The organism is Telluria aromaticivorans (assembly GCF_013003915.1).
In the GTDB taxonomy this organism is placed as follows: domain Bacteria; phylum Pseudomonadota; class Gammaproteobacteria; order Burkholderiales; family Burkholderiaceae_D; genus Telluria; species Telluria aromaticivorans.
On record NZ_JABAIV010000004.1, the window covers coordinates 325,921 to 345,090 of the forward strand.

19 protein-coding genes are annotated in these 19,170 nt (G+C 66.7%); 3 read left to right on the plus strand and 16 right to left on the minus strand.

The features are described 5' to 3' along the window. Nucleotides 1–14 precede the first annotated feature (14 nt). The 3 genes from hslU to HGB41_RS14045 all read left to right on the plus strand — a co-directional run bounded on the left by hslU (nt 15) and on the right by HGB41_RS14045 (nt 2,617). Nucleotides 15–1,355 carry an ATP-dependent protease ATPase subunit HslU gene (gene hslU / locus HGB41_RS14035; RefSeq protein ID WP_171085694.1) on the plus strand — a complete coding sequence of 447 codons (1,341 nt, stop codon included), beginning with the start codon at nt 15–17 and terminating at the stop codon, nt 1,353–1,355. A 19-nt stretch (nt 1,356–1,374) separates the two neighbouring features. Further along, the gene (locus tag HGB41_RS14040) at nt 1,375–1,575 is read left to right on the plus strand and encodes a hypothetical protein (RefSeq protein ID WP_171085388.1); all 201 of its coding nucleotides are present in this window, start codon (nt 1,375–1,377) and stop codon (nt 1,573–1,575) included. Nucleotides 1,576–1,882: 307 nt separating this feature from the next. After that, nucleotides 1,883–2,617: a helix-turn-helix domain-containing protein gene (locus HGB41_RS14045; protein WP_171085390.1), complete on the plus strand. Its 735-nt coding sequence runs from the start codon at nt 1,883–1,885 to the stop codon at nt 2,615–2,617. Here the strand turns inward: HGB41_RS14045 and HGB41_RS14050 are convergent. From HGB41_RS14050 to HGB41_RS14125, 16 genes are all read right to left on the minus strand, one after another. Beyond that, the gene (locus tag HGB41_RS14050; RefSeq protein ID WP_171085392.1) at nt 2,595–3,782 is read right to left on the minus strand and encodes a serine hydrolase domain-containing protein; all 1,188 of its coding nucleotides are present in this window, start codon (nt 3,780–3,782) and stop codon (nt 2,595–2,597) included. The two genes, HGB41_RS14045 and HGB41_RS14050, sit on opposite strands and share 23 nt — an antisense overlap. An 84-nt stretch (nt 3,783–3,866) precedes the next feature. Further along, entirely contained in the window at nt 3,867–4,589 is a 723-nt protein-coding gene (locus HGB41_RS14055) for a hypothetical protein (RefSeq protein WP_171085395.1), read from the minus strand. A 73-nt stretch (nt 4,590–4,662) separates the two neighbouring features. Then, on the minus strand, nt 4,663–5,883 hold the full coding sequence (gene gspF, locus HGB41_RS14060; RefSeq protein ID WP_171085397.1) for a type II secretion system inner membrane protein GspF: 1,221 nt from the start codon (nt 5,881–5,883) through the stop codon (nt 4,663–4,665). Between the two features lie 7 nt (nt 5,884–5,890). Continuing rightward, nucleotides 5,891–7,312 (minus strand): type II secretion system ATPase GspE, encoded by a 1,422-nt coding sequence (gspE, locus tag HGB41_RS14065; RefSeq protein WP_171085398.1) that lies wholly within the window; start codon nt 7,310–7,312, stop codon nt 5,891–5,893. 7 nt (nt 7,313–7,319) lie between these two features. Beyond that, nucleotides 7,320–9,629: a type II secretion system secretin GspD gene (gspD, locus tag HGB41_RS14070; RefSeq protein WP_171085400.1), complete on the minus strand. Its 2,310-nt coding sequence runs from the start codon at nt 9,627–9,629 to the stop codon at nt 7,320–7,322. Next, a complete protein-coding gene (gene gspN / locus HGB41_RS14075) occupies nt 9,629–10,402 on the minus strand; it encodes a type II secretion system protein N (RefSeq protein ID WP_171085406.1) in 774 nt (257 codons plus the stop codon). The genes gspD and gspN overlap by 1 nt, the downstream gene beginning before the upstream one ends. Beyond that, nucleotides 10,399–10,929, minus strand: coding sequence for a type II secretion system protein M (locus HGB41_RS14080; RefSeq protein ID WP_171085408.1), 531 nt, complete (start codon nt 10,927–10,929; stop codon nt 10,399–10,401). Before HGB41_RS14080 ends, gspN begins: the two co-directional genes overlap by 4 nt. Then, nucleotides 10,926–12,146 carry a type II secretion system protein GspL gene (gene gspL, locus HGB41_RS14085; RefSeq protein WP_171085410.1) on the minus strand — a complete coding sequence of 407 codons (1,221 nt, stop codon included), beginning with the start codon at nt 12,144–12,146 and terminating at the stop codon, nt 10,926–10,928. Before gspL ends, HGB41_RS14080 begins: the two co-directional genes overlap by 4 nt. Before the next feature lie 16 nt (nt 12,147–12,162). Further along, nucleotides 12,163–13,158: a type II secretion system minor pseudopilin GspK gene (gene gspK, locus HGB41_RS14090; protein ID WP_171085412.1), complete on the minus strand. Its 996-nt coding sequence runs from the start codon at nt 13,156–13,158 to the stop codon at nt 12,163–12,165. A gap of 11 nt (nt 13,159–13,169) precedes the next feature. Continuing rightward, complete coding sequence (locus tag HGB41_RS14095) at nt 13,170–13,808, minus strand: PulJ/GspJ family protein (RefSeq protein ID WP_171085413.1); 639 nt, start codon at nt 13,806–13,808, stop codon at nt 13,170–13,172. Next, on the minus strand, nt 13,805–14,194 hold the full coding sequence (gspI, locus tag HGB41_RS14100; RefSeq protein ID WP_171085415.1) for a type II secretion system minor pseudopilin GspI: 390 nt from the start codon (nt 14,192–14,194) through the stop codon (nt 13,805–13,807). Before gspI ends, HGB41_RS14095 begins: the two co-directional genes overlap by 4 nt. A 38-nt stretch (nt 14,195–14,232) precedes the next feature. Then, entirely contained in the window at nt 14,233–14,712 is a 480-nt protein-coding gene (gspH, locus tag HGB41_RS14105; RefSeq protein WP_171085417.1) for a type II secretion system minor pseudopilin GspH, read from the minus strand. 9 nt (nt 14,713–14,721) lie between these two features. After that, the gene (gene gspG / locus HGB41_RS14110; RefSeq protein ID WP_171085418.1) at nt 14,722–15,165 is read right to left on the minus strand and encodes a type II secretion system major pseudopilin GspG; all 444 of its coding nucleotides are present in this window, start codon (nt 15,163–15,165) and stop codon (nt 14,722–14,724) included. 141 nt (nt 15,166–15,306) lie between these two features. Beyond that, nucleotides 15,307–16,065 (minus strand): HesA/MoeB/ThiF family protein, encoded by a 759-nt coding sequence (locus tag HGB41_RS14115; RefSeq protein ID WP_171085420.1) that lies wholly within the window; start codon nt 16,063–16,065, stop codon nt 15,307–15,309. Nucleotides 16,066–16,258: 193 nt separating this feature from the next. Next, on the minus strand, nt 16,259–17,737 hold the full coding sequence (locus tag HGB41_RS14120; RefSeq protein ID WP_171085422.1) for a S41 family peptidase: 1,479 nt from the start codon (nt 17,735–17,737) through the stop codon (nt 16,259–16,261). 8 nt (nt 17,738–17,745) lie between these two features. Beyond that, nucleotides 17,746–19,170 carry a murein hydrolase activator EnvC family protein gene (locus tag HGB41_RS14125; protein WP_229423038.1) on the minus strand — a complete coding sequence of 475 codons (1,425 nt, stop codon included), beginning with the start codon at nt 19,168–19,170 and terminating at the stop codon, nt 17,746–17,748.

Sequence of the window (19,170 nt, forward strand, 5' to 3'; positions counted from 1 at the left end):
ACCAGTCCCCCATCATGAACATGACGCCGCCCGAGATCGTCTCGGAACTGGACAAGCACGTGGTCGGCCAGGGCAAGGCCAAGCGCGCGGTCGCGATCGCGCTGCGCAACCGCTGGCGCCGCCAGCAGGTCGCCGAACCGCTGCGCCACGAGATCACCCCGAAGAACATCCTGATGATCGGCCCGACCGGCGTCGGCAAGACCGAGATCGCGCGCCGCCTGGCCAAGCTGGCCGATGCGCCCTTCATCAAAATCGAAGCGACCAAGTTCACCGAGGTCGGCTATGTCGGGCGCGACGTCGACACCATCATCCGCGACCTGATCGACATCGGCGTCAAGCAGACCCGCGCCAGCGAACAGAAGAAGGTGCGCCAGCGCGCCGAAGATGCCGCGGAAGACCGCGTGATCGACATCCTGGTGCCGCCGGCGCGCGATTTCGGCTTCAATACGCCTGCCACGGGCACGGACGCCAAGGAAGGCGACACCACCCGCCAGACCTTCCGCAAGCGCCTGCGCGAAGGCTCGCTCGACGACCGCGAGATCGAGATCGATGTGGCCGAGGTGGCGCCGCAGATGGAAATCATGGCGCCGCCGGGCATGGAAGAAATGACCGAGCAGATCAAGTCGATGTTCGCCGGCGTCGGCAGTGCCCGCAAGAAGTCGCGCAAGATGAAGATCAAGGACGCGATGAAGCTGCTGGTGGATGAAGAAGCCGCCAAGCTCGTCAACGAAGATGAGCTCAAGCAGAAGGCCATCGCCAATGTCGAGCAGAACGGCATCGTCTTCCTCGACGAGATCGACAAGATCGCCACCCGCTCCGAACACGGCGGCGCCGACGTCTCGCGCGCCGGCGTGCAGCGCGACCTGCTGCCGCTGGTCGAGGGCACCACGGTGAACACCAAGTACGGCATGATCAAGACCGACCACATCCTGTTCATCGCCTCGGGCGCCTTCCACCTGGCGAAACCGTCGGACCTGATCCCGGAGCTGCAGGGCCGCTTCCCGATCCGGGTCGAACTCGAATCGCTGTCGATCGAGGACTTCAAGAGCATCCTGACCTCGACCGACGCCAGCCTGACCAAGCAATACGAAGCGCTGCTGGCGACTGAAGGCGTGACCGTCGATTTCCTGGATGAGGGCATCCACCGCCTGGCCGAGATCGCGTTCTCGGTCAACGAACGCACCGAGAACATCGGCGCGCGCCGCCTGTACACGGTGATGGAAAAGCTGCTCGAAGAAGTCTCGTTTACCGCCGGCGCCGAAAAGGAGCAGGTCGTGACGATCGATGCGGCCTATGTCAACGACCGGCTCGACAAGCTCGCGGTGAACGAGGACCTGTCGCGCTACGTGCTGTAATTACCAGGAGAGGACCCGCATGGCGAACAAGGCACTGGCGACGCGGCAGAAGATGCGGCTGCGGATCGAGCCTTCCCAGCAAATCGGCAAGCCACGCAACCCGATTGCGGCGCTGGCCAAGGCCAGGTCCGCGGGTGCGCACGCCAAGCCGCTGTCGAGCGAGCGCCAGCAGGCCAAGCGCGCGCTCAAGCAGGTCAAGCTGGTGCCAGACGACGACTGAGGCGTCCTCCTTTCCGAGTGAATCCCCTTGGCGGGCCGCGTATGCGTGTCCGCCTTTTTTTGCCTTTGCTTTCGTAGGGTGGGCGGCTCCACCCGCGGCGGGATCTGCCTGCGCGGCGTGCGCCGCCCACGCGGTCAATTCCACTAAATGCTGCCTGCGCGGCTGTTCATCGGCTGGCTGAACGCGTGGGCGGCGTACGCGAGACGAATTGCACGCATCCTCGGGTGGAGCCGCCCACCCTACGAATCTTGCCTGCGCCGGCGTTCACGGTTACAGTCAGCCGTCACGATCACCCTCAGGAACCCCCATGAGCTCACCGGAGCTGGTACTCGACGTGCTGCGTGCGGAACTGCGTGCGGCCAGCATCACGTACAAGGAGCTGGCCACGCGCATCGGCGTCAGCGAATCGAGCGTCAAACGCCTGTTCGGGCAGAAGGACATGGCGCTGTCGCGGCTGGCGCAGATCTGCCAGGTGACCGGCATCGCGCTGGAAGACGTGCTGCGGCGCGCGGCCGATGCGCGGCCGCAGGCCGACGCCCTGACCCTGCCGCAGGAGACCTCGCTGGTGGCCAACCCGCGCCTGCTGCTGGTGGCGATCTGTTGCCTCGGATACTGGACCCTGGAACAGGTGATCGAGACCTATCGCCTGACCGAACCGGAATGCATCACACTGCTGGCCGAGCTCGACCGGCTGGGCCTGATCGAGCTGAAGCCCCTGAACCGCTACAGCCTGCGCGTCTCGAACGCCTTCCGCTGGCTCCCGGACGGGCCGGTCCAGCGCTATTTCCGCAGCCATATCGTGGAAGATTATTTCGCGGGCGGCTTCGACCGGCCCGGCGAAGCCCTGATGTGCCTGCCGGCTCGGCTGTCCGCGGCGAGCGCGCAGGAGGTAGGGCAGAAGATCGGACAGCTCGCCGGTGAGCTGGCGCGCCTGCACCGCAACGACCGGCGCCTGCCGGTGGACGAGCGCGAAGGCTATACGCTGCTGCTGGGCTTCAGGTCGTGGGAGTTAGCAGCGTTTACGGCCTTGCGGCGGGAGTAGCTGGCGCAGGCTCAGCCTGCAGTTGGGGGCCGTACTCCCAGGTCCAGGGCATGCCTGTCTCGCCCAGTACGCGCGCCACGATGCCGGGGAACAGGCGCTCGGCCCGCACGTCATTGGCAAGCAGGACGACGCAGCGGCGCCCCCGTTCGATGCACACCAGCATATTGCCGGTCGTGTCGTTATGCCCGCCCTTGAAGAAGCCCGGCCCTTGCGGACCCGAGAAGCCCACGACGCCGAGCGCAGCGCCCAGGGCCGGGTGCCGGCCTGCCGGCGGCAACTCGGGCTGCAGGGAGGGGAACTGGGTGGCTGTCGTGATCGGCAGTTGCGGGCGCAGCATTTCGGCACGCTTATCCGGTGCCAGGCCGTCGCCGCGCATGAATCCCGCGGCGAACCGCGCCATGTCCTTGATGGTCGTGTCCATGGAGCCGGCCGCGCGCACCCGGCTGCGCTCGTCGTGCGGCTCGACCTTGCCCTCGGCACTCCAGCCATCGGCCAGGTTGGCGGCGAAATCCGGTCGCCACATCATGCTGGTGTTGGCCATGCCAAAGCGGTCGAAGACACGGCGCTGCATTTCGAGGCCCAGGCGCAGCCCGAGGCCGCGTTCGAGCACGAATTGCAGCAGGATCAGGCCTTCGCCGGAATAAGCGTAGCGCGCACCGGGATCGAAATGGAAGCGCAGCCTGCCGTCGGGCTCGACGAAAGCGAAATTGGCGAAGCCCGAGGAATGGGTGAGCAGGATCCGCGGCGTGAGCTTGCGCCAGCGCTCGTCGCCGGCGAGATGGCTCCAGGGGCCGTAGCCCGGTTCATCCGGATAGTCCGGCAAGGGCTTTGGCAGGTAGCGTGCAATCGGCTCGTCGAGCCCCAGCTTGCCCTCTTCCACCAATTGCATGACCGTGTAGGCGAACACCATCTTGGTCAGCGAGGCGCCGTACATGATGGTATCCAGCGTCAACGGCTGGCGCGCCGCATTGCGCACGCCCCAGCTTGCGGTATACGCGACCTTGCCCTCGTCGATGACGGCCAGGGCCAGGCCCTGGACTCCGGCTTGCGCCATCGCCGCCCGCACATGCCGGTCGATCGGCGGCGGAACCGCGCTGCCTTCGCTGCCCGATGCAGGTGATTGAAACAGGACCGCGCAGGTGAGGATGCTCAGGGCAAGGCGCATGCCGGGTTTCCTTTATTCGAGTTCCGTTTGCACATAGGAACAAGGCCGCACAAACATAAGGCCGCACTGCGGCGGCCTTGTGGCTTACTGCACCTGCGACGGCTGCCCCACCGGGCTGTTGACCGAGCGGGTCGGCGGCGGCATCTGCACCTGGTTCGGCGGCGGTGGCTGCTGCGCACCCTGCGGCTGGTCGGTGCCGTCGGCGACGCCCGGATCCATCTGCGGCTCGGGTACCGCGGGGGTGTCGGGCAGCGGCGGACCGGCACCGCGGCCCACCGGGGCCCCGGCCGTCATGCCCGGTGGCGCGGACACGACGCCGGGCGCGGTTTGCGGCTCGACGCCCGGCGGCGGTGCCATTGCCGCCGGCTGCGCTCCTGATGGCGCCATGACGGCGCCTCCGCCCTGCGACGGTCCGCTGGCCTGCGCCAGGTCGACGCGCTTCATGATGCCGCCTTCCGACAGCATCACATAGCGGGAATGCACTTCGGCCACCGTCACCCCGGGCACGATCTCGCGGCCGATCCGCACCGCCTTCGGCGGCGAACCCTCGGCGACCAGGATCACGGCGCTGTCGCGGCCGGCCGAGACGACACCGGTCAGCTGGTAGCTGGAAATCGCCACCGCCGAAGGCTGGCCGCCGAACAGGGTCGCGGCAGCATCCGGGCTTGGCTCGGCCTGGGCCACCACCGGGGGCGGCGCCAGCGGGCGCTGCGCAGGCTTGTACAGCTGCAGGAACCAGTAGGCGATCGACACCGCCAGCAGGATCAGTGCGAGCAGGGTAAAGAGGTGGGGCAAACGCTTGTTCATCAGGGTCCTTGCTTGTTTTTCCAGCTCACTGCTTTTCAGCTTATTGTTTTTTACCGCTCACTGCGCCAGCTGCTTACTGCACCAGTTGATTGATTTCGATGATCGGCATCAGCACCGCCAGCACGATCAGCAGCACCACCAGGCCCATCGCCAGGATCAGCACCGGCTCGAGCAGGCCGGCGATGGTCAGGGTGCGGCGCTCGAGATCGGCCTGCTGCGAATTGGCCGCGCGCTCGAGCATGGCCGGCAGTTCGCCGGTGATTTCGCCGGCGCGGATCATGTGCACCAGCATCGGCGGGAACAGCTTCTGCGCCGACAGGGCGCGCGCCAGGCTCACGCCTTCGCGCACGCTGGCCGTCGCCTGCTCGACCAGTTCGGCCATCGCCACGTTCGACAGCGTGTCGCGGCTGGTCTCGAGTGCGCGCAGGATCGGCACGCCCGAGCCGGTGGTGATCGCCAGGGTGCTGGCGAAACGCGCGGTGTTCAGGCTGCGCTCGAACTTGCCGTAGACGGGCGCGGTGAGCAGCCAGGTATGCCAGCGGCGCTTCAGGTCGGGGTTGCGCAGCGCGCGCCGCCACATCCAGAAGGCGCCCGCCAGCAGGATGCCCACGTAGATGCCGTAGTCGCGCACGAAGTTCGACACCGCCAGCATCATCGTGGTCAGCAGCGGCAGCTTCTGCTTGGTGTTGGCGAACACCGAAACGATCTGCGGCACCACATAGGTGAGCAGGAAAATGACGATCGCAAAGGCGACCACCGTGACGATGGCCGGGTAGGTGAAGGCCAGGCGCACCTTCTGCACCAGCGCGTTGCGGCGCTCGATGTAGTCGGCCAGGCGCGACAGCACGCGCGACAATTGGCCGATCTGCTCGCCCGAGGACACCAGCGCGCGATAAATTTCGGCGAAGTCGCGCGGGTGGCGCGACAGCGCGCTGGAGAAGGCCGAGCCGCCGATGACTTCGGAGCGGATCGAGGCGATCAGGTCGCGCACGTACGGACGCTCGGCCTGCTCCAGCAGTGCCGTAAAAGCCTGTTCCAGCGGCAGGCCGGCTTCCAGCAGGCTGGCCAGCTGGCGCGTGAACAAGGCCAGCTCGACCTGCGACAGGCGCTCGCCGAAACCGCGCGACCTGGCCACGCCGGCATCGTCGAGCTGGGCCGCGATCTGCTCGACGTTCAGGGGCGTCAGGCCCTGCGTGCGCAGGTCGGCGCGCGCCGAGCGCGGATTGTCGGCATTGACCACGCCCTTGCGGGTGCTGCCTGCGGCATCGACGGCCTCGTAGCGGAATGCTGGCATGGGTTAATTAATCTTTCGTGACCCGCACCAGCTCGGCGCGTGTCGTGGTGCCGTCCGCCAGCCAGCGTTCGCCGTCTTCGCGCATCATCTTCATGCCGGTCTTCTGCGCGGCGGCGCGGATGTCGGCTTCGGAGGCCCGGTTATGGATCTGGGCACGGATCAGCTCGGTGGTCTCGAGCAGCTCGTAGACGCCGACCCGGCCGTGGTAGCCGGTATGGCCGCAGCGCTCGCAGCCGACCGCGTGCCAGCCGTTGGCATCCTGCACCTTGCACTGCGAGCAGAGTTTACGCACCAGGCGTTGCGCCATCACGCCCAGCAGGGACGAAGACAACAGGAACGGTTCGATGCCCATGTCGAGCAGGCGGGTCACGGCCGAGGCCGCATCGTTGGTGTGCAGGGTTGCCAGCACCAGGTGGCCGGTGAGCGAGGCCTGCACCGCGATCTGCGCGGTTTCCAGGTCGCGGATCTCGCCGATCATGATCACGTCCGGGTCCTGGCGCAGGATCGCGCGCAAGGCCTTGGCGAAGGTCATGTCGATACGCGCATTCACCTGGGTCTGGCCAACGCCGGTGAGGTCGTATTCGATCGGGTCTTCCACCGTCATGATGTTGGTGGTCGAGGCATTCAGGCGCGACAGCGCCGCGTACAGCGTGGTGGTTTTACCGGAGCCGGTCGGGCCGGTAACGAGCACGATGCCGTGCGGCTGGTTGATCAGGCGGTCGAACTGCGGCAGCATGTCGGGCGCCATGCCGAGGTGGCTCAGGTCGAGGCGGCCGGCCTCTTTGTCGAGCAAACGCAGCACCGCGCGCTCGCCGTGGCCGGTCGGCAGGGTCGAGACGCGCACGTCCACGGGCTTGCCGCCCACGCGCAGCGTGATGCGGCCATCCTGCGGCAGGCGTTTCTCGGCGATGTCGAGCTGCGACATGATCTTGATACGCGAAATCAAGGACGCGTGGATGGCTTTTTTCGGCCGCACGATGTCGCGCAGCGCGCCGTCGACGCGAAAGCGCACGACCGAGGTCTGCTCGAAGGGTTCGATGTGGATATCGGAGGCGCCCTCGCGCAGCGACTGGGTCAGCAGCGCATTGATCATGCGGATCACGGGCGCATCGTCGGACGATTCCAGCAGGTCTTCGATGGCGGGAACGTCTTGCAGCAGCTTGGTGAGGTCGAGGTCGGCATCGAACTCGTCCACCACCTGCGAGGCGTCGCCGCCGGCGCCGGCATAGGCCTTGGCGATGGCGTCGTCGAGTTCGTCGCGGTCGAGGCGGCGCAGGGCGATGCGGCCAAAGCGGCGCGAGACCTCCGCGATGGCGGCGGGGGCGGTGGCGCCGGAGACCAGCACCTCGATGGCCTGCCCCGTTTCGTCACCGCTGCGCGCCAGCACGCCGTGGTCACGGGCAAAGGCGTAAGGCAACAGATTGTTCATGGTCGCTTTATTTCTGGTTCGATGGCGTGACCGGACGGAACTGCGAGCCGGGACGCTGCTGCGGCTGTGCCTGCTGGCCCTGTGGAACCGGCTGGCCGCTCGCCGCACCCGGCGCGGCGCCGGCCGCCGGGGTCGTCTGCACCGGCGTGGTCGCCATTGCGCCCCCGGTCGGCGGCTGGCCATTGGTCAGCGGCGGCAGCAGCGGCGCGCCGAGGTCGCGCATCAGGACGGATTCCTGCTGCGTCTGGCCGGCAGCGCCCACGCCGCGCATGTATTCGTAACGGTCCATTGCCAGAGAAGCCGAAGCCTCCTTGCTACGCACCACTACCGGACGCAGGAACACCATCAGGTTGGTCTTGGTGCGGTTGCGGCTGCGGTACTTGAACAAATTGCCCAGGATCGGGATGTCGCCCAGGCCGCGTACTTTCTCTTCGCCATCGCCCTCGGTGTCTTCGATCAGGCCGCCGAGCACGACGATCTGGCCATCATCGGCCAGCACGTTGGTTTCGATCGCACGCACATTCGTGGTCACGCCCGAGGCCAGGGTCCGGGTGGACGTGTCGACGCTCGAGTTCTCGTGGTAGATCGCCATCTTGATGGTACCCCCTTCCGAGATCTGCGGGCGCACTTTGAGCAGCAGGCCGACGTCCTTGCGGTCGATGGTCTGGAACGGGTTCGAGCTGCCGCTGGTGCCGGTGGTGAACGAACCGGTGATGATCGGCACGTTCTGGCCGACCTTGATGGTCGCCAGCTCGTTGTCGAGCGTAATCATGTTCGGCGTCGACAGGATGTTGGCATTGCCGTCGTTCTCGAGGAAGCGTGCGACCGCGCCCAGGCCGAGGTTGCCGGCCACCTGGCGGAACAGGCCGATCGACAGCCCGCCAGGCAGGCTCGGGATCGAGTCGCCGGACAGGCCGGTGGTGGCGGCGGCGGCCAGGTTGACGATATTGCTGTTGCCATTGGTGGCGAAGGACTGCAGGCCGCCGATGCGGTATTTGCTGTCCGAGTCGCCGCTGGCGCCGACCCACTGCACGCCGAATTCGGAGGCTTTGTTGGAGGTGACTTCGACCACCAGCGCCTCGATGTACACCTGGGCACGGCGCACGTCGAGCATGTCGATCACGCTGCGCAGGTTGCGGTAGATGGCATCCGGCGCGGTGATGATCAGGCTGTTGGTCGAGACATCGGCCTGGATGAAGCCGGAGCCCTGGCCGCCGCCGGCACCGCCCGCGGTCTGCTGGCCCTGCTGCCCGAAGCCGTTGCCGCTGCCGCCCATGCCGACGCTGCCCTGGCCCTGCTGGCCGCCGAGCCCGCCCTGGCCGCCCTGGCCACCGGTCGTGCTGCCAGCCTGGATCGAGCCACCCGAAGTGCCCTGCTGTTGCTGCGGCAAGGCCGAGGTATCCTGGGACACCACGGCGCGCAGGGTCTGGGCGACGCGGCTGGCTTCGGCGTTCTTCAGGTAGACGACGTGGATATTGCCTTGCGACGAAGTCTGCGCATCGAGGCGTGCGATCAGTGTTTTGGCCAGATTGGCGCGCGCCTGCGAAGGCGCGCGCACCACCACCGAGTTGGTGCGCGGGTCCGCAAGCACGCTGACGCGGCCCGAATCGCCGCCGGCCGCCGGTTCCATCAGGCGGCTGACGAGCGCGGCGATGTCGCTGGCGATGGCGTTGCGGATCGGGATGACGTCGAGGTCGGCCGCGACCGGGGTGTCGAGCGCGCCGATGATCTTGGCCAGGCGGCGCAGGTTGTCGGCGTAGTCGGTGATGACGAGGGTGTTGTTGCCCGGGTTCGCCATGATCGAATTGTTCGGCGAGATCAGCGGGCGCAGCACGGCGGTGAGGTTGGCGGCCGATTCATACGACAGGTAGAACACCTGGGTGGCGATCTGGTCGCCGGTTGCCTTGCTGGCGCGCACGCCGCCGACCTGGGTCGGTGAGGACTGCGCCTTGGCTTCGGCTTCCGGCACCACCTTGGCATAGCCGTCGCCGCTGGTGACCACGGCATAGCCCTGCAGGCGCAGCGTCGAGGTCAGCAGGCCGAAGGCCTGGGTTTTACTGAGCGATTTTTCCGACACCAGGGTGATCGTGCCCTTGACGCGCGGGTCGATGATGAAGGTCATGCCGGTGTAGTGGCCGATCGCCTTGATCACCGATTCGATGTCGGCGTTCACGAAGCTCAGCGCCGCGGCGTTCGCGCTCTCCTGGGCCCAGGCCGGCGCGGGCGCCAGCACGGTGGCAGCACAGCACAGCATGGCGCCGGCGGCGAGACGGCGCAAGGCCGGAAGACGGGAAGTGGTTCGGGTCATTGTTTTCATTATCTGAACTCGAGTGCGATTATGTTCTTGCCGTTCACCATGCGACGCTGGCCCAGCAGGTTGAGCATATTGCCCAGCGTCGCTTCGTATCCTTCGGCGGCCGAAGCCTGGCCGGAAAAGCGCAGGCGGCCGTTCTGCAGCATACCGGAGCCCGACAGTAAAAGCGCACCGCGCACGGTACGCAAATTCAGGTCGGCCGCGTTGCCGCGCCAGTCGAACGCCATTTCGTAACTGCCCAGCGGCCGGACCGGCGACATGCGCGAGCCCATGTCCGACAGGGTCAGCACGGTGCGGCCCTGGATTGCTACTGCATTGGGCTGGCGCAGCAGGTCGAGCGTGTTCCAGACCAGCCGGATGGTGCCGGAGGGCGCCAGCGTATTGAGCGGCGCGCCGAGCCCGGCGAGGCCTTCGGCCGGCAGCAGCAATTCACCGCTGCTGACCTGCCATTGCGACCAGCTGCCTTCGATGCGTACCGGGCGCACCAGCGCTTGCGGGTTTTCCAGTGTCATGCTGACCTGGCCGAACAGCACCAGCGGAGACAGGCGCCATGCGAAGCGTCCCGGCAGCAGCGGTGTCACCGCCCCGCCCTGGCCAGGCGCCCCGCCAATGAAGGCTGAGCCGTTCCAGAGCGTACCTTGCGCATCCCCCAGAGTCAAACGCCCTCCGGTCTGCTCTTCGACGATCGGGCCCAGCCACGAAGCGGGCAGGAACGCCAGCACCGTGAACAGTACCGCCAGCGCCGTCGGCACCAGCCAGAGGAAGAAACGCTTCATTGGGCCGCGCCATTGTTTTGGCGCAGCGTCAGCGTGGCATCTACCTGTCCCACGGCAGCCAGGGCCGTGAAGGCGGCATCCTGCACCTGTATCCGGTTCTCGCGGCGCTGGGCGTCGAGCCAGGATACGAGGTTGGCGAAGGACACGCCGTTGAGCTGGACCTTGGCGTATTCGCCGGTCATGGTGATCGACCCGGCCGTGAGGCCGCGCTGGCCCATGCTGGCCAGGAGCCCCTCGCGCGTCATGGGTGGCGCGGCGGGCGCCGGGTTGGCGGCCAGGGTGGAAGCCTCGGCTGCCAGGGTCTGCAGCTGGGCCGCCTGCTGGCGCAGCGAGGGCAGCGAGCGGCTCAGGGTGTCGCGCCCTTCGATAGCCGGGGCCAGCAAGAGCGCATAGACCAGCGAGACAAGGACGACGGCGGCGCCGATGGCCAGGAACTTGCGTTCCTGCTCGGTGCGGGCCAGCCAGTAGGCCAGCGCGCGTTCGCGCAGGGCGCCGAATTTCGCGCCGATGTTTGCTGCAGCCTTCATTGCGGGCCTCCTGTACCGGGTGCCGTACTGCGGATCACCCAGGTGGCGGGTGCGGTCTCTTCCAAGGTCATATTGCGCGCCCCGAGCGCGGCACGCAACTGGCCACTTGAGGCAGGGTCAACCGTTTCGGGTTTGACGCGCACAGTCAGCACACGTTCCCGGAACTCCATTGACGCAATTCCGGGTGGACGCCCGAGACCGCGTACCGCTTCGCCGAACACGCCGGCAATCCAGCCGAACTCGTCGGCACCGACCTGGCCGCCGGCCAGCTTGGCACGCGCGATGTTCTGGCGCATCTGCGCGACCGGATCGATGACCGGCTGGTTCGGATAGGCGCTGCGGAAGGTCTGCGCCATTTCCTGGCGTACCGCATCGGCCTCGCGCTTCAGGCGCAGCCATTCGATGTTGACGCCGATGATGTTGACCACGACTGCTGCCAGCGCGAGGCGGATCGGCCAGCGCCAGCGGCTCCAGTCGCGCTGGGCGACGCCGGCGGTGCCGAGGCCCGGCACCAGGTCCAGGGTGCTGGTTTTCGATCCGGCGATCCAGTGTTCCCACGCATCGCTTTCCAGCGTGACGCCGGGACCGGCATCGAGCAGCAGCGCCTGGTATTCGCCGAGCTGCTCGTGCGGCACGTACAGCACCATGGGCGCGTCGCCGGACAGCGCGCGCGCCGTCTGCAGCGCCGCTTGCGGGTTGCCGTCGAGGGCCAGGCCGATGCCTTCGTACTGGCCCTGGCGCAGCAGCAATTCGCCATGGCCGATGGCGGCACTGACGCTGCCCGGCAGCAGCGGCAGGCACAGCTGCGAAGGCATGGCGGCGACTGCGCGCGCGCCCATGCCGAGCAGGGCTTTCACCATCTGCTCGAGCCAGTTGCGGTGCACCACCCCGACCGCACGGCGGCCGTCGGGCAGCAGCGGGCCGGCGACCAGCACGCAGTCGAGCGGATCGCCAAGGATCTGTTCTTCGACCAGCGCCGGCAGGGCCGCACGCAGGCGCGCGCTGCTCAGGGGCGGGGCCTGGACCGCCAGCAGCGTGACGTCGGCGCCGGCCAGCAGCAGCACGACGCGGCGGCTGGCCGCGACCACATCACCCAGGTTGCGCAAGGGGCCTTCGCCCTGCTGCTCGATGGCGCCGGTGTCGGACACGGTCGCGAACCGGCACAGCGCGCCTTCACCTTCTGCCCGTGCCGGGTGGCGGATATATAAAGTAGTCAAACTGTCTCGCTTTCTTCTAATTCTGGCGGGTCCAGATTACGGTGGTGCCACCGCCGCCGATCACATCGCTCTTGCGCGCGATGAGCGATTCGGCGTTCAGGGCGGCGCGGTCCAGGCGGATACGGCTCTGCACCAGGAACCAGTCGCTCTTGATTGCATAGGCGTCGGCGGGGACCGTATCGCTGGTCATCCGGGCTTCCGACTTGAACTGCTCGACGTTATTCCATGGCGCGGTCTTGCGGCGCGCCACCAGTGTGTTGGCCTGCGACAGCGACATGTCAGGCACCAGCGCCGCCAGCAGCTCGGCAGGCACCGTGTTCACGTTCAGCGGCGTCGGCCCCGACGGCAGCACGATCAGGAACGGCCTCAGCTTTGCCAGCAATTCCGGAGTCATGCCCTGCACCGCCAGCAGGTCGTCCACCTGCAGCAAGGGAATCGGCACCCCGCTGGCCGGCGGCACCACCAGCTGGGGTCCTGTCGGCGGATCCACAGGTTGTTGCGGGTCCTGTACGGCCGCCTGCTGGCCCTGCGCGACGAAAATCCCGATTCGCTCGGCCAGGCGCGCATCCAGACGTAGTTGCGTCAGCAGCCTCCTGAAAATGGCTTCCTGGGCCGCCACCCGCTGCCCATTCTCCGCCAGGTTGGCCAGATTGTAACGCGAGGTGGCATCGATGATGTTACCCGACAGCGAGGCATCGAAGGTCTCGCCTTCGACCCGCTCGCGTTCGATGTACTGGTCGAGCCGGGTCTCGGCCAGCGGCGTGGCCCAGACCTGGTCGAGCGAGGTATATTGCGAGGTATAGGCGTCCTGGCGCAGCACCAGGCTGGCCCAGTCGAGTGCGCCGCGCAGGATCCATTGGGTTTGCAGTTGCAGGCGCTGGTTTTCCATCGAGCGCACCTGCACCTGTTGCTGCCAGAACAGGCTGGCGACGATCGAGATCGCCAGCGTGGTGAGCAGCAAGGCGGTGACCACCGCGACGCCGCGCTGGTGCCGGCCTGATCGTTGGAGCATCGGGCGCGACATCAGGTTCCCCCAAGCAGGAAGTACTTCATCATCGGCCCTTTCAGGCCCTGCGAAGTAAGCGCGACCTGGATGCCGCGTGCTTCTTCGGCCTGGGCGCCTTCGACGACCGGAACCGGCTCTTTATTCCAGGCATTGTTCTGCCAGGACAAAATTTGCATCCCGGTTACGCCGGTCTGCAGCGTGACGGGCGGCGAGGATTCCGACGGCGCATCGCTGGCGGCTGCCTGCCACAGCCCATCGAGCTGGGCCAGGTCGCGCGTGCCGCGCGATTCGCGCCGCACCAGGGCGCCGTTCACGACGCGGTAGGACACCACGGCCAGCTGCGACGGCTCATTTTCGTTGTACACCTTGCGCACCAGCGTGAAACGGTTGTCTTCCCACTGCAGGTTGGGACGGCGCCCGATGACGTCGCGCCCGGCCAGGTGCTCGCCGTCGCTCTGCATCTGGGCGAACGCGAGCTGCATGCCGCGCGTGACTTCCATCTGTTCGGTGAGCGCGACGCGCGCACGTACGATGCCGTCCAGCCCGCGCCAGCCGAGCACGGCCAGGATCGCGAGGATGCTGATCGCCACCAGCAGCTCGACGAGGGTAAAGCCGGCGCGCCGCGGTCGCACCATCGAACGATTAGCCGGAGTCATGTGCGGGTAGGCCTCAGGACGAGCTGTATCAGTTTGACGATGCGGCGCTCGGGACGTTCGGCGTCGAACACCGAGACTTCGATCCGGCGCAATTGCGGGTTCGGGCTGGTGATGACTTCTTCTTCGCAAATGAGCTGGAGGTCGCCCTGGGCGCAAGGGAAATTGCGCTTGCCCACAGGCGGGAATTCACGGCCCAGGCGGATCTGCACCAGCCGGTTCTCTGCGGACCAGGTCGCCATCATCGCAGAGCGCAGTCCGGCGCTGTTGGAGGTGAGGCTGCCGACCGCGCGCAGGCCGGCGCCGAGCGCGGTGCCGACGATGACCAGCGCCACCAGCACTTCGAGCAGGGTGAAACCGGATGCGGCGTGGGGTCGGCGTGGGCGCATAGGCATTGGACAACGCGTTGGACAGCTCATTCGGCTGCTCATTCGACGGTAAAGTGGCCGACGCCATCGGCGCGGATCGCGACCGCGTCGGGGCCGGCAGCCATGGTCAGCACGAAGGGTTTATCCACCGGCTCGCGGCCAAAGACGATGCGCAATTGACCAGTGTTGACGCTGGTATTGGGTTCCAGCACCAGCTGCAGCGGGCCGCTCTTGAAGGTCCGTTCGCGCAGCAGGTCGTCGCGCGTGACCGGCTCCCAGCCGGTGTCGTTGCGCACGACGAAGCGGTAGCGTTCCGGATTGGCTTCGAAGGCCACCTGGCGGTTGCGCACGATGGCTTCGTCGCGCGCCAGCTGCAGCAGCAAGGCGATGCGCTGGGCTTCCTGCTGCAGGTTCTGGCGCGGCGAGGGGATGGCGTTGAGCGAAGCGAGCCCCAGCGTGATGCCGATGATGACCATCACGACGAGGAGCTCCACCAAGGTGAAGCCGGCTACTTTGCGCAGGGCGCCGTGGGCCCGCATGGAAAAGCCTTACTCCCAGGAGCCGACGTCGGCATCCTCGCCGGTACCGCCGGGCTGGCCATCGGCGCCCAGCGAGAAGATATCCACTTCGCCATGAATGCCTGGCGACAGGTATTGGTAGCCATTACCCCATGGGTCTTTCGGCAGCTTCTCGAGATAGCCGCCGGACTTCCAGCCATTCGCGGCCGGACCTGCGGTCGGCTTGGTGACCAGGGCCACCAGGCCCTGTTCGGTGCTCGGGTAGCGCTGGTTGTCGAGCTTGTAGAGCTTGAGTGCCTGCATCATGGTGGCGATGTCGACCTTGGCGGCGGTCACGCGCGACTCGCCGGTGCGGCCCAGCAGCTTCGGCACGACCAGCGCGCCAAGGATGCCGATGATGACCACCACGACCATGATCTCGACCAGGGTGAAACCGCGTGCGCGGCGCTGCTTACGTTGCGAAACAATGTGCATAGATAATCTTTGCAATAAATCGGTTGAAGCGAAACAGGTGAGGCCCGGTATGAGCCAGCGCGAAGCAGGATCCACCCACTGCGGGTTAGCAATTGTATGCCAGCTTTCCGTGCGCCGCCTTTCTTAATTGTGTGGCCGATTCTACGCCAGGTGGCGGGCCGCGCAGACCGGGCAGGATGGATTGCGGGCCACGCCGATGGCGGTCCACTCCATGGCGCGGCCGTCGAGCAGCAGCAGGCGGCCCGCCAGCGGCTGGCCAATGCCAGCCACCAGCTTCATCGCCTCCGCCGCCTGCATGGCGCCGATCACGCCGACCAGCGGCGCGAACACGCCCATGGTGCTGCAGGCCGCGTCTTCATAATGACTGTCTTCGGGGAACAGGCAGGCGTAGCACGGGGCACTTGGTGTGGTGGTATCGAAGACCGAGAGCTGGCCGTCGAAGCGGATCACGGCGCCCGAGACCAGCGGCTTTCCTTCCACCACGCAGGCGCGGTTGACGGCGTGGCGGGTGGCGAAGTTGTCGGTGCAGTCGAGCACGACGCTGGCGGCCCGGACCAGTTCCTGCAGGCGCTCCCCTGCTGCCCGTTCGCACAGGGCAATGACCTCGATGTCGGGGTTGATGGCCAGCAGGGCTGCGCGGCCGGATTCGGCTTTCGGCTGGCCGATGCGCGCGGTGGTGTGCATGATCTGGCGCTGCAAATTGGTGAGGTCAACCTCGTCATCGTCGACCAGGGTGATGCGGCCGATGCCGCCGGATGCCAGGTAGAGCGCGGCGGGCGAACCGAGGCCGCCGGCGCCGATGACCAGCGCATGCGCGTCAAGCAGGCGCTGCTGGCCTTCGATGCCGATCTCGTCGAGCAGGATGTGGCGGGAGTAACGCAGGAGTTGGGTGTCGTTCATGCAGCGGGCGGGGCTGATGCGGTGGGCGCTAGCAATTTATCGAAGGCCAAGTATGTCGAGAACTGTAGGGTGGGCAGGGCAACATAGTCCGGTGGACTATGTTGCGCCCACGCGTTCAACAACTGTCAGTAGACCGAATGATTTTCGTAGCCCTCGGGCGTGATTAACCGCGTGGGCGGGAGACCCGCCCACGCTATTTTTTCGGCGCCTTCAGTTCAGGCGGCTTGGTTTCCGTCCCCGGCAACACCTTCGGCGCCGCCGGCTTCGCAGCCTCCGGATCCGCCTTCGCCAGCAACACCTTCTGCCCCTTGAAGTGGTTCAGCGCCTGCGCCAGCTGGAAGTCGTCCTTGCTGCCGTAGTCGAGCGGCTTGCGGTCTTTCAGTTGCGCGAGCGCGCGCTGCTGCGCTTCCAGCGCCGCGCGGGCATCCTTGGCGGCCGGCGTTTTCTCTGCCTCGCCTTCGCTCACCAGGTGGCGCTGCAAATCTGCTTCGCGCACGCGCAGCACGGCCAGCGCATCGCCTTCGAGCGTCTCGTCGACCTTCATGTCCGGCACGATGCCGGTGGCCTGGATCGGGCGGCCTTTCGGGGTGTAGTAGCGCGCCGTGGTCAGTTTCACCGCGGTGTCGGCCGACAGCTGGCGCAGGGTCTGCACCGAACCCTTGCCGAAGGTCTGGCTGCCCATCACGATCGCGCGCTGGTAGTCCTGCAGCGCGCCGGCGACGATTTCGGAAGCCGAGGCCGAGCCGCCATTGACCAGCACCACCATCGGCACCGTCTTGAGGCCTGCCGGCAGGCCGGCCAGCGGGTCGGCGCCGCGCTGCGCATAGTGGTCGCGGCGGCCATAGAACTGCTGGTTCGAATCCGGCAGCTGGCCCTTGGTCGAGACGATCAACTGGTCCGGCTTGGGCAGGAAGGCGGCCGACACGCCGATCGCGCCCGGCAGCAGGCCGCCCGGGTCGTTGCGCAAGTCGAGCACCAGGCCCTTGATCTCGGGATTCTCGGCGTATAGCGCCTTGGCCTTCTTGGCCAGTTCGTCGACGGTGTTTTCCTGGAACTGGCTCACGCGCAGCCAGGCATAACCCGGCTCGACCATCTTGGCCTTGACGCTCTGGACCACGATTTCCTGGCGCGCCACCGGCAGCACCCACGGACGGTCTTCGCCGCGGCGCGCGATGGTGAGCGTGACCTTGGTGCCCGCCTTGCCGCGCATGCGCTTGACCGCTTCGTCGATCGACATATTGCGCACCGGGACGTTGTCGATGCGGGTGATCAGGTCACCCGACTTGATGCCGGCCTTGTGCGCGGGCGTGTCTTCGATCGGGGCCACCACTTTCACGTAGCCGTCTTCGCTGGCCACTTCGATGCCGACGCCGACGAACTTGCCCTGCACCGCTTCCTTCATTTCGCGGAAGGCTTTCTGGTCCAGGTAGGTGGAATGCGGGTCGAGCGAGGCGACCATGCCGCCGATCGCTTCGGACAGCAGCTTCTTGTCCTCGACCGGTTCAACGTAGTCGGTTTTGATGAGGCCGTAGACATCGGCCAGCTGGCGCAACTCGTCGAGCGGCAGCGGCGACTGGATGTCTTTTTGCGCATACGCCGAGAACTGGAAGGAGGCGGCGACACCGGCCACCACGCCCAGTCCGATCAGGCTGAAATTCTTTGCTTTGCTCATATGTGCCCCTAGAATTTGATCCAGCTTGCCGGATCGAAGGCTTTGCCGCGATGCCTGAGCTCAAAGTATAGCCCCGATTCCTCGTTGCCGCCGGTGTTGCCGGCGCTCGCAACGGCCTCGCCGGCGCGCACCATATCGCCCGGGCGTTTCAATAGCGCCGAGTTGTTCCCGTAGATCGACAGGTATTCGCCACCGTGGTCGATGATGATCAGGTTGCCGAAGCCGCGCATCCAGTCGGCGTGCACCACGCGGCCCGGTCCGACGGCGCGGATCTCGGTGCCTTCCGGCGCCTTGATGAACATGCCTTTCCAGGTCGGCCCTTCACCGCGGCGGGCGCCGAACCTGGCCGCGATGCTGCCGCTGACCGGCACGCTCAGGCGGCCTTTCAAGCTGGCAAAGGCGCCGCTCGGCGCGGCCGGGGCCAAGGTGACTTCGGCCGGCGGCGGTGCGGTCGGTTTCTCGACCGGTTTCGGTTGCTCGGCCACCTTCGGCGGCTCGGGTTCCGGCTCCGGTTTCGGTTTGGTGCCGGGCTTGGCGTTCTGGCGCGCGATGCGTTCGCGTTCCGCCTTGTCGGCCGCGGCTTTGGCACGCGCGAGGGCGCGGGCTTTTTCTTCGGCTTCCGCCTTGGCCCTGGCGGCGGCCAGCGCCACCTGGCGGCGCTGCTCGGCCTCGGCCTGTTCACGTAGCAGGCGCGTCAGGCGATCGACCAGTCCGCTCATGCGCTGTTCGTCGCGCTGCAGGCGGTCGGCCTGCTTGCGCTGGTCTGACAGCTTGCTGGATAAATCCTGCAGCAGCGCACTGCGGCGCCCTTTTTCCTTTTCCAGCAGCGCTTTCTGGTCGCGCTGCTCGTCGGCGATTTCCTGCAGCTCCTGCTGGGCGTTCTCGACCTTGTCGCGATTCGCCTCGACCTGGGCAAGGTTGGTGCGCAGCGAGCCCAGCAGCTTGGCCTGGGCCTGCGACACATAGGCCATCATCTGCAGGTCGCGGTTGATGCGGTTCGGGTTGTCGCCAGACAGCAGCAGCTTGATCCGGTCTTCGTTGCCAGCCACATAGTGCTCGCGCAGCAAACTGGACAATTGTTTCTTTTGATTAACAATTGTTTGCGCCAGGCGCTCCTGCTCGAGCGCCAGGTCGTTCACGCGGGTGCTGGTGACGTCCTGCTCCTCGGCCAGGTCGCGCAGGGCGCGGTTGGCGTCGGAGATGGCGGCTTCGGACTCCGCCAGCTCGTCGGCGGCGTCTTCCTTCTCGCTTTCGGTGCGGGCGATTTCGCGCTTGATGGCCTGCAGCCGCTGCTGGATACCGGCGCGCTGCTTCTCCGCAGTCAGCTTCTGGCGGCTGCGGTCGGTCTGGCGCTGGGCGTAGGCGGGGCTGGAGAGCGCGATGGCCAGCAGCGTGCAGATAAGCGCGCTACCGGCCGACTTCATGGATGGCAA

Bases quoted from the DNA above. Each gene is read 5' to 3' on its own strand.
- gspN (WP_171085406.1), bottom strand. From the start codon at position 10,402: ATGAAGCGTTTCTTCCTCTGGCTGGTGCCGACGGCGCTGGCGGTACTG.
- HGB41_RS14055 (WP_171085395.1), bottom strand. From the start codon at position 4,589: ATGAACAAGCGTTTGCCCCACCTCTTTACCCTGCTCGCACTGATCCTG.
- HGB41_RS14045 (WP_171085390.1), top strand. From the start codon at position 1,883: ATGAGCTCACCGGAGCTGGTACTCGACGTGCTGCGTGCGGAACTGCGT.
- gspE (WP_171085398.1), bottom strand. From the start codon at position 7,312: ATGAACAATCTGTTGCCTTACGCCTTTGCCCGTGACCACGGCGTGCTG.
- HGB41_RS14095 (WP_171085413.1), bottom strand. From the start codon at position 13,808: ATGACTCCGGCTAATCGTTCGATGGTGCGACCGCGGCGCGCCGGCTTT.
- gspG (WP_171085418.1), bottom strand. From the start codon at position 15,165: ATGCACATTGTTTCGCAACGTAAGCAGCGCCGCGCACGCGGTTTCACC.
- gspI (WP_171085415.1), bottom strand. From the start codon at position 14,194: ATGCGCCCACGCCGACCCCACGCCGCATCCGGTTTCACCCTGCTCGAA.
- gspK (WP_171085412.1), bottom strand. From the start codon at position 13,158: ATGCTCCAACGATCAGGCCGGCACCAGCGCGGCGTCGCGGTGGTCACC.
- HGB41_RS14120 (WP_171085422.1), bottom strand. From the start codon at position 17,737: ATGAGCAAAGCAAAGAATTTCAGCCTGATCGGACTGGGCGTGGTGGCC.
- HGB41_RS14040 (WP_171085388.1), top strand. From the start codon at position 1,375: ATGGCGAACAAGGCACTGGCGACGCGGCAGAAGATGCGGCTGCGGATC.
- gspH (WP_171085417.1), bottom strand. From the start codon at position 14,712: ATGCGGGCCCACGGCGCCCTGCGCAAAGTAGCCGGCTTCACCTTGGTG.
- HGB41_RS14080 (WP_171085408.1), bottom strand. From the start codon at position 10,929: ATGAAGGCTGCAGCAAACATCGGCGCGAAATTCGGCGCCCTGCGCGAA.
- hslU (WP_171085694.1), top strand. From the start codon at position 15: ATGAACATGACGCCGCCCGAGATCGTCTCGGAACTGGACAAGCACGTG.
- gspF (WP_171085397.1), bottom strand. From the start codon at position 5,883: ATGCCAGCATTCCGCTACGAGGCCGTCGATGCCGCAGGCAGCACCCGC.
- gspD (WP_171085400.1), bottom strand. From the start codon at position 9,629: ATGAAAACAATGACCCGAACCACTTCCCGTCTTCCGGCCTTGCGCCGT.
- HGB41_RS14050 (WP_171085392.1), bottom strand. From the start codon at position 3,782: ATGCGCCTTGCCCTGAGCATCCTCACCTGCGCGGTCCTGTTTCAATCA.
- HGB41_RS14115 (WP_171085420.1), bottom strand. From the start codon at position 16,065: ATGAACGACACCCAACTCCTGCGTTACTCCCGCCACATCCTGCTCGAC.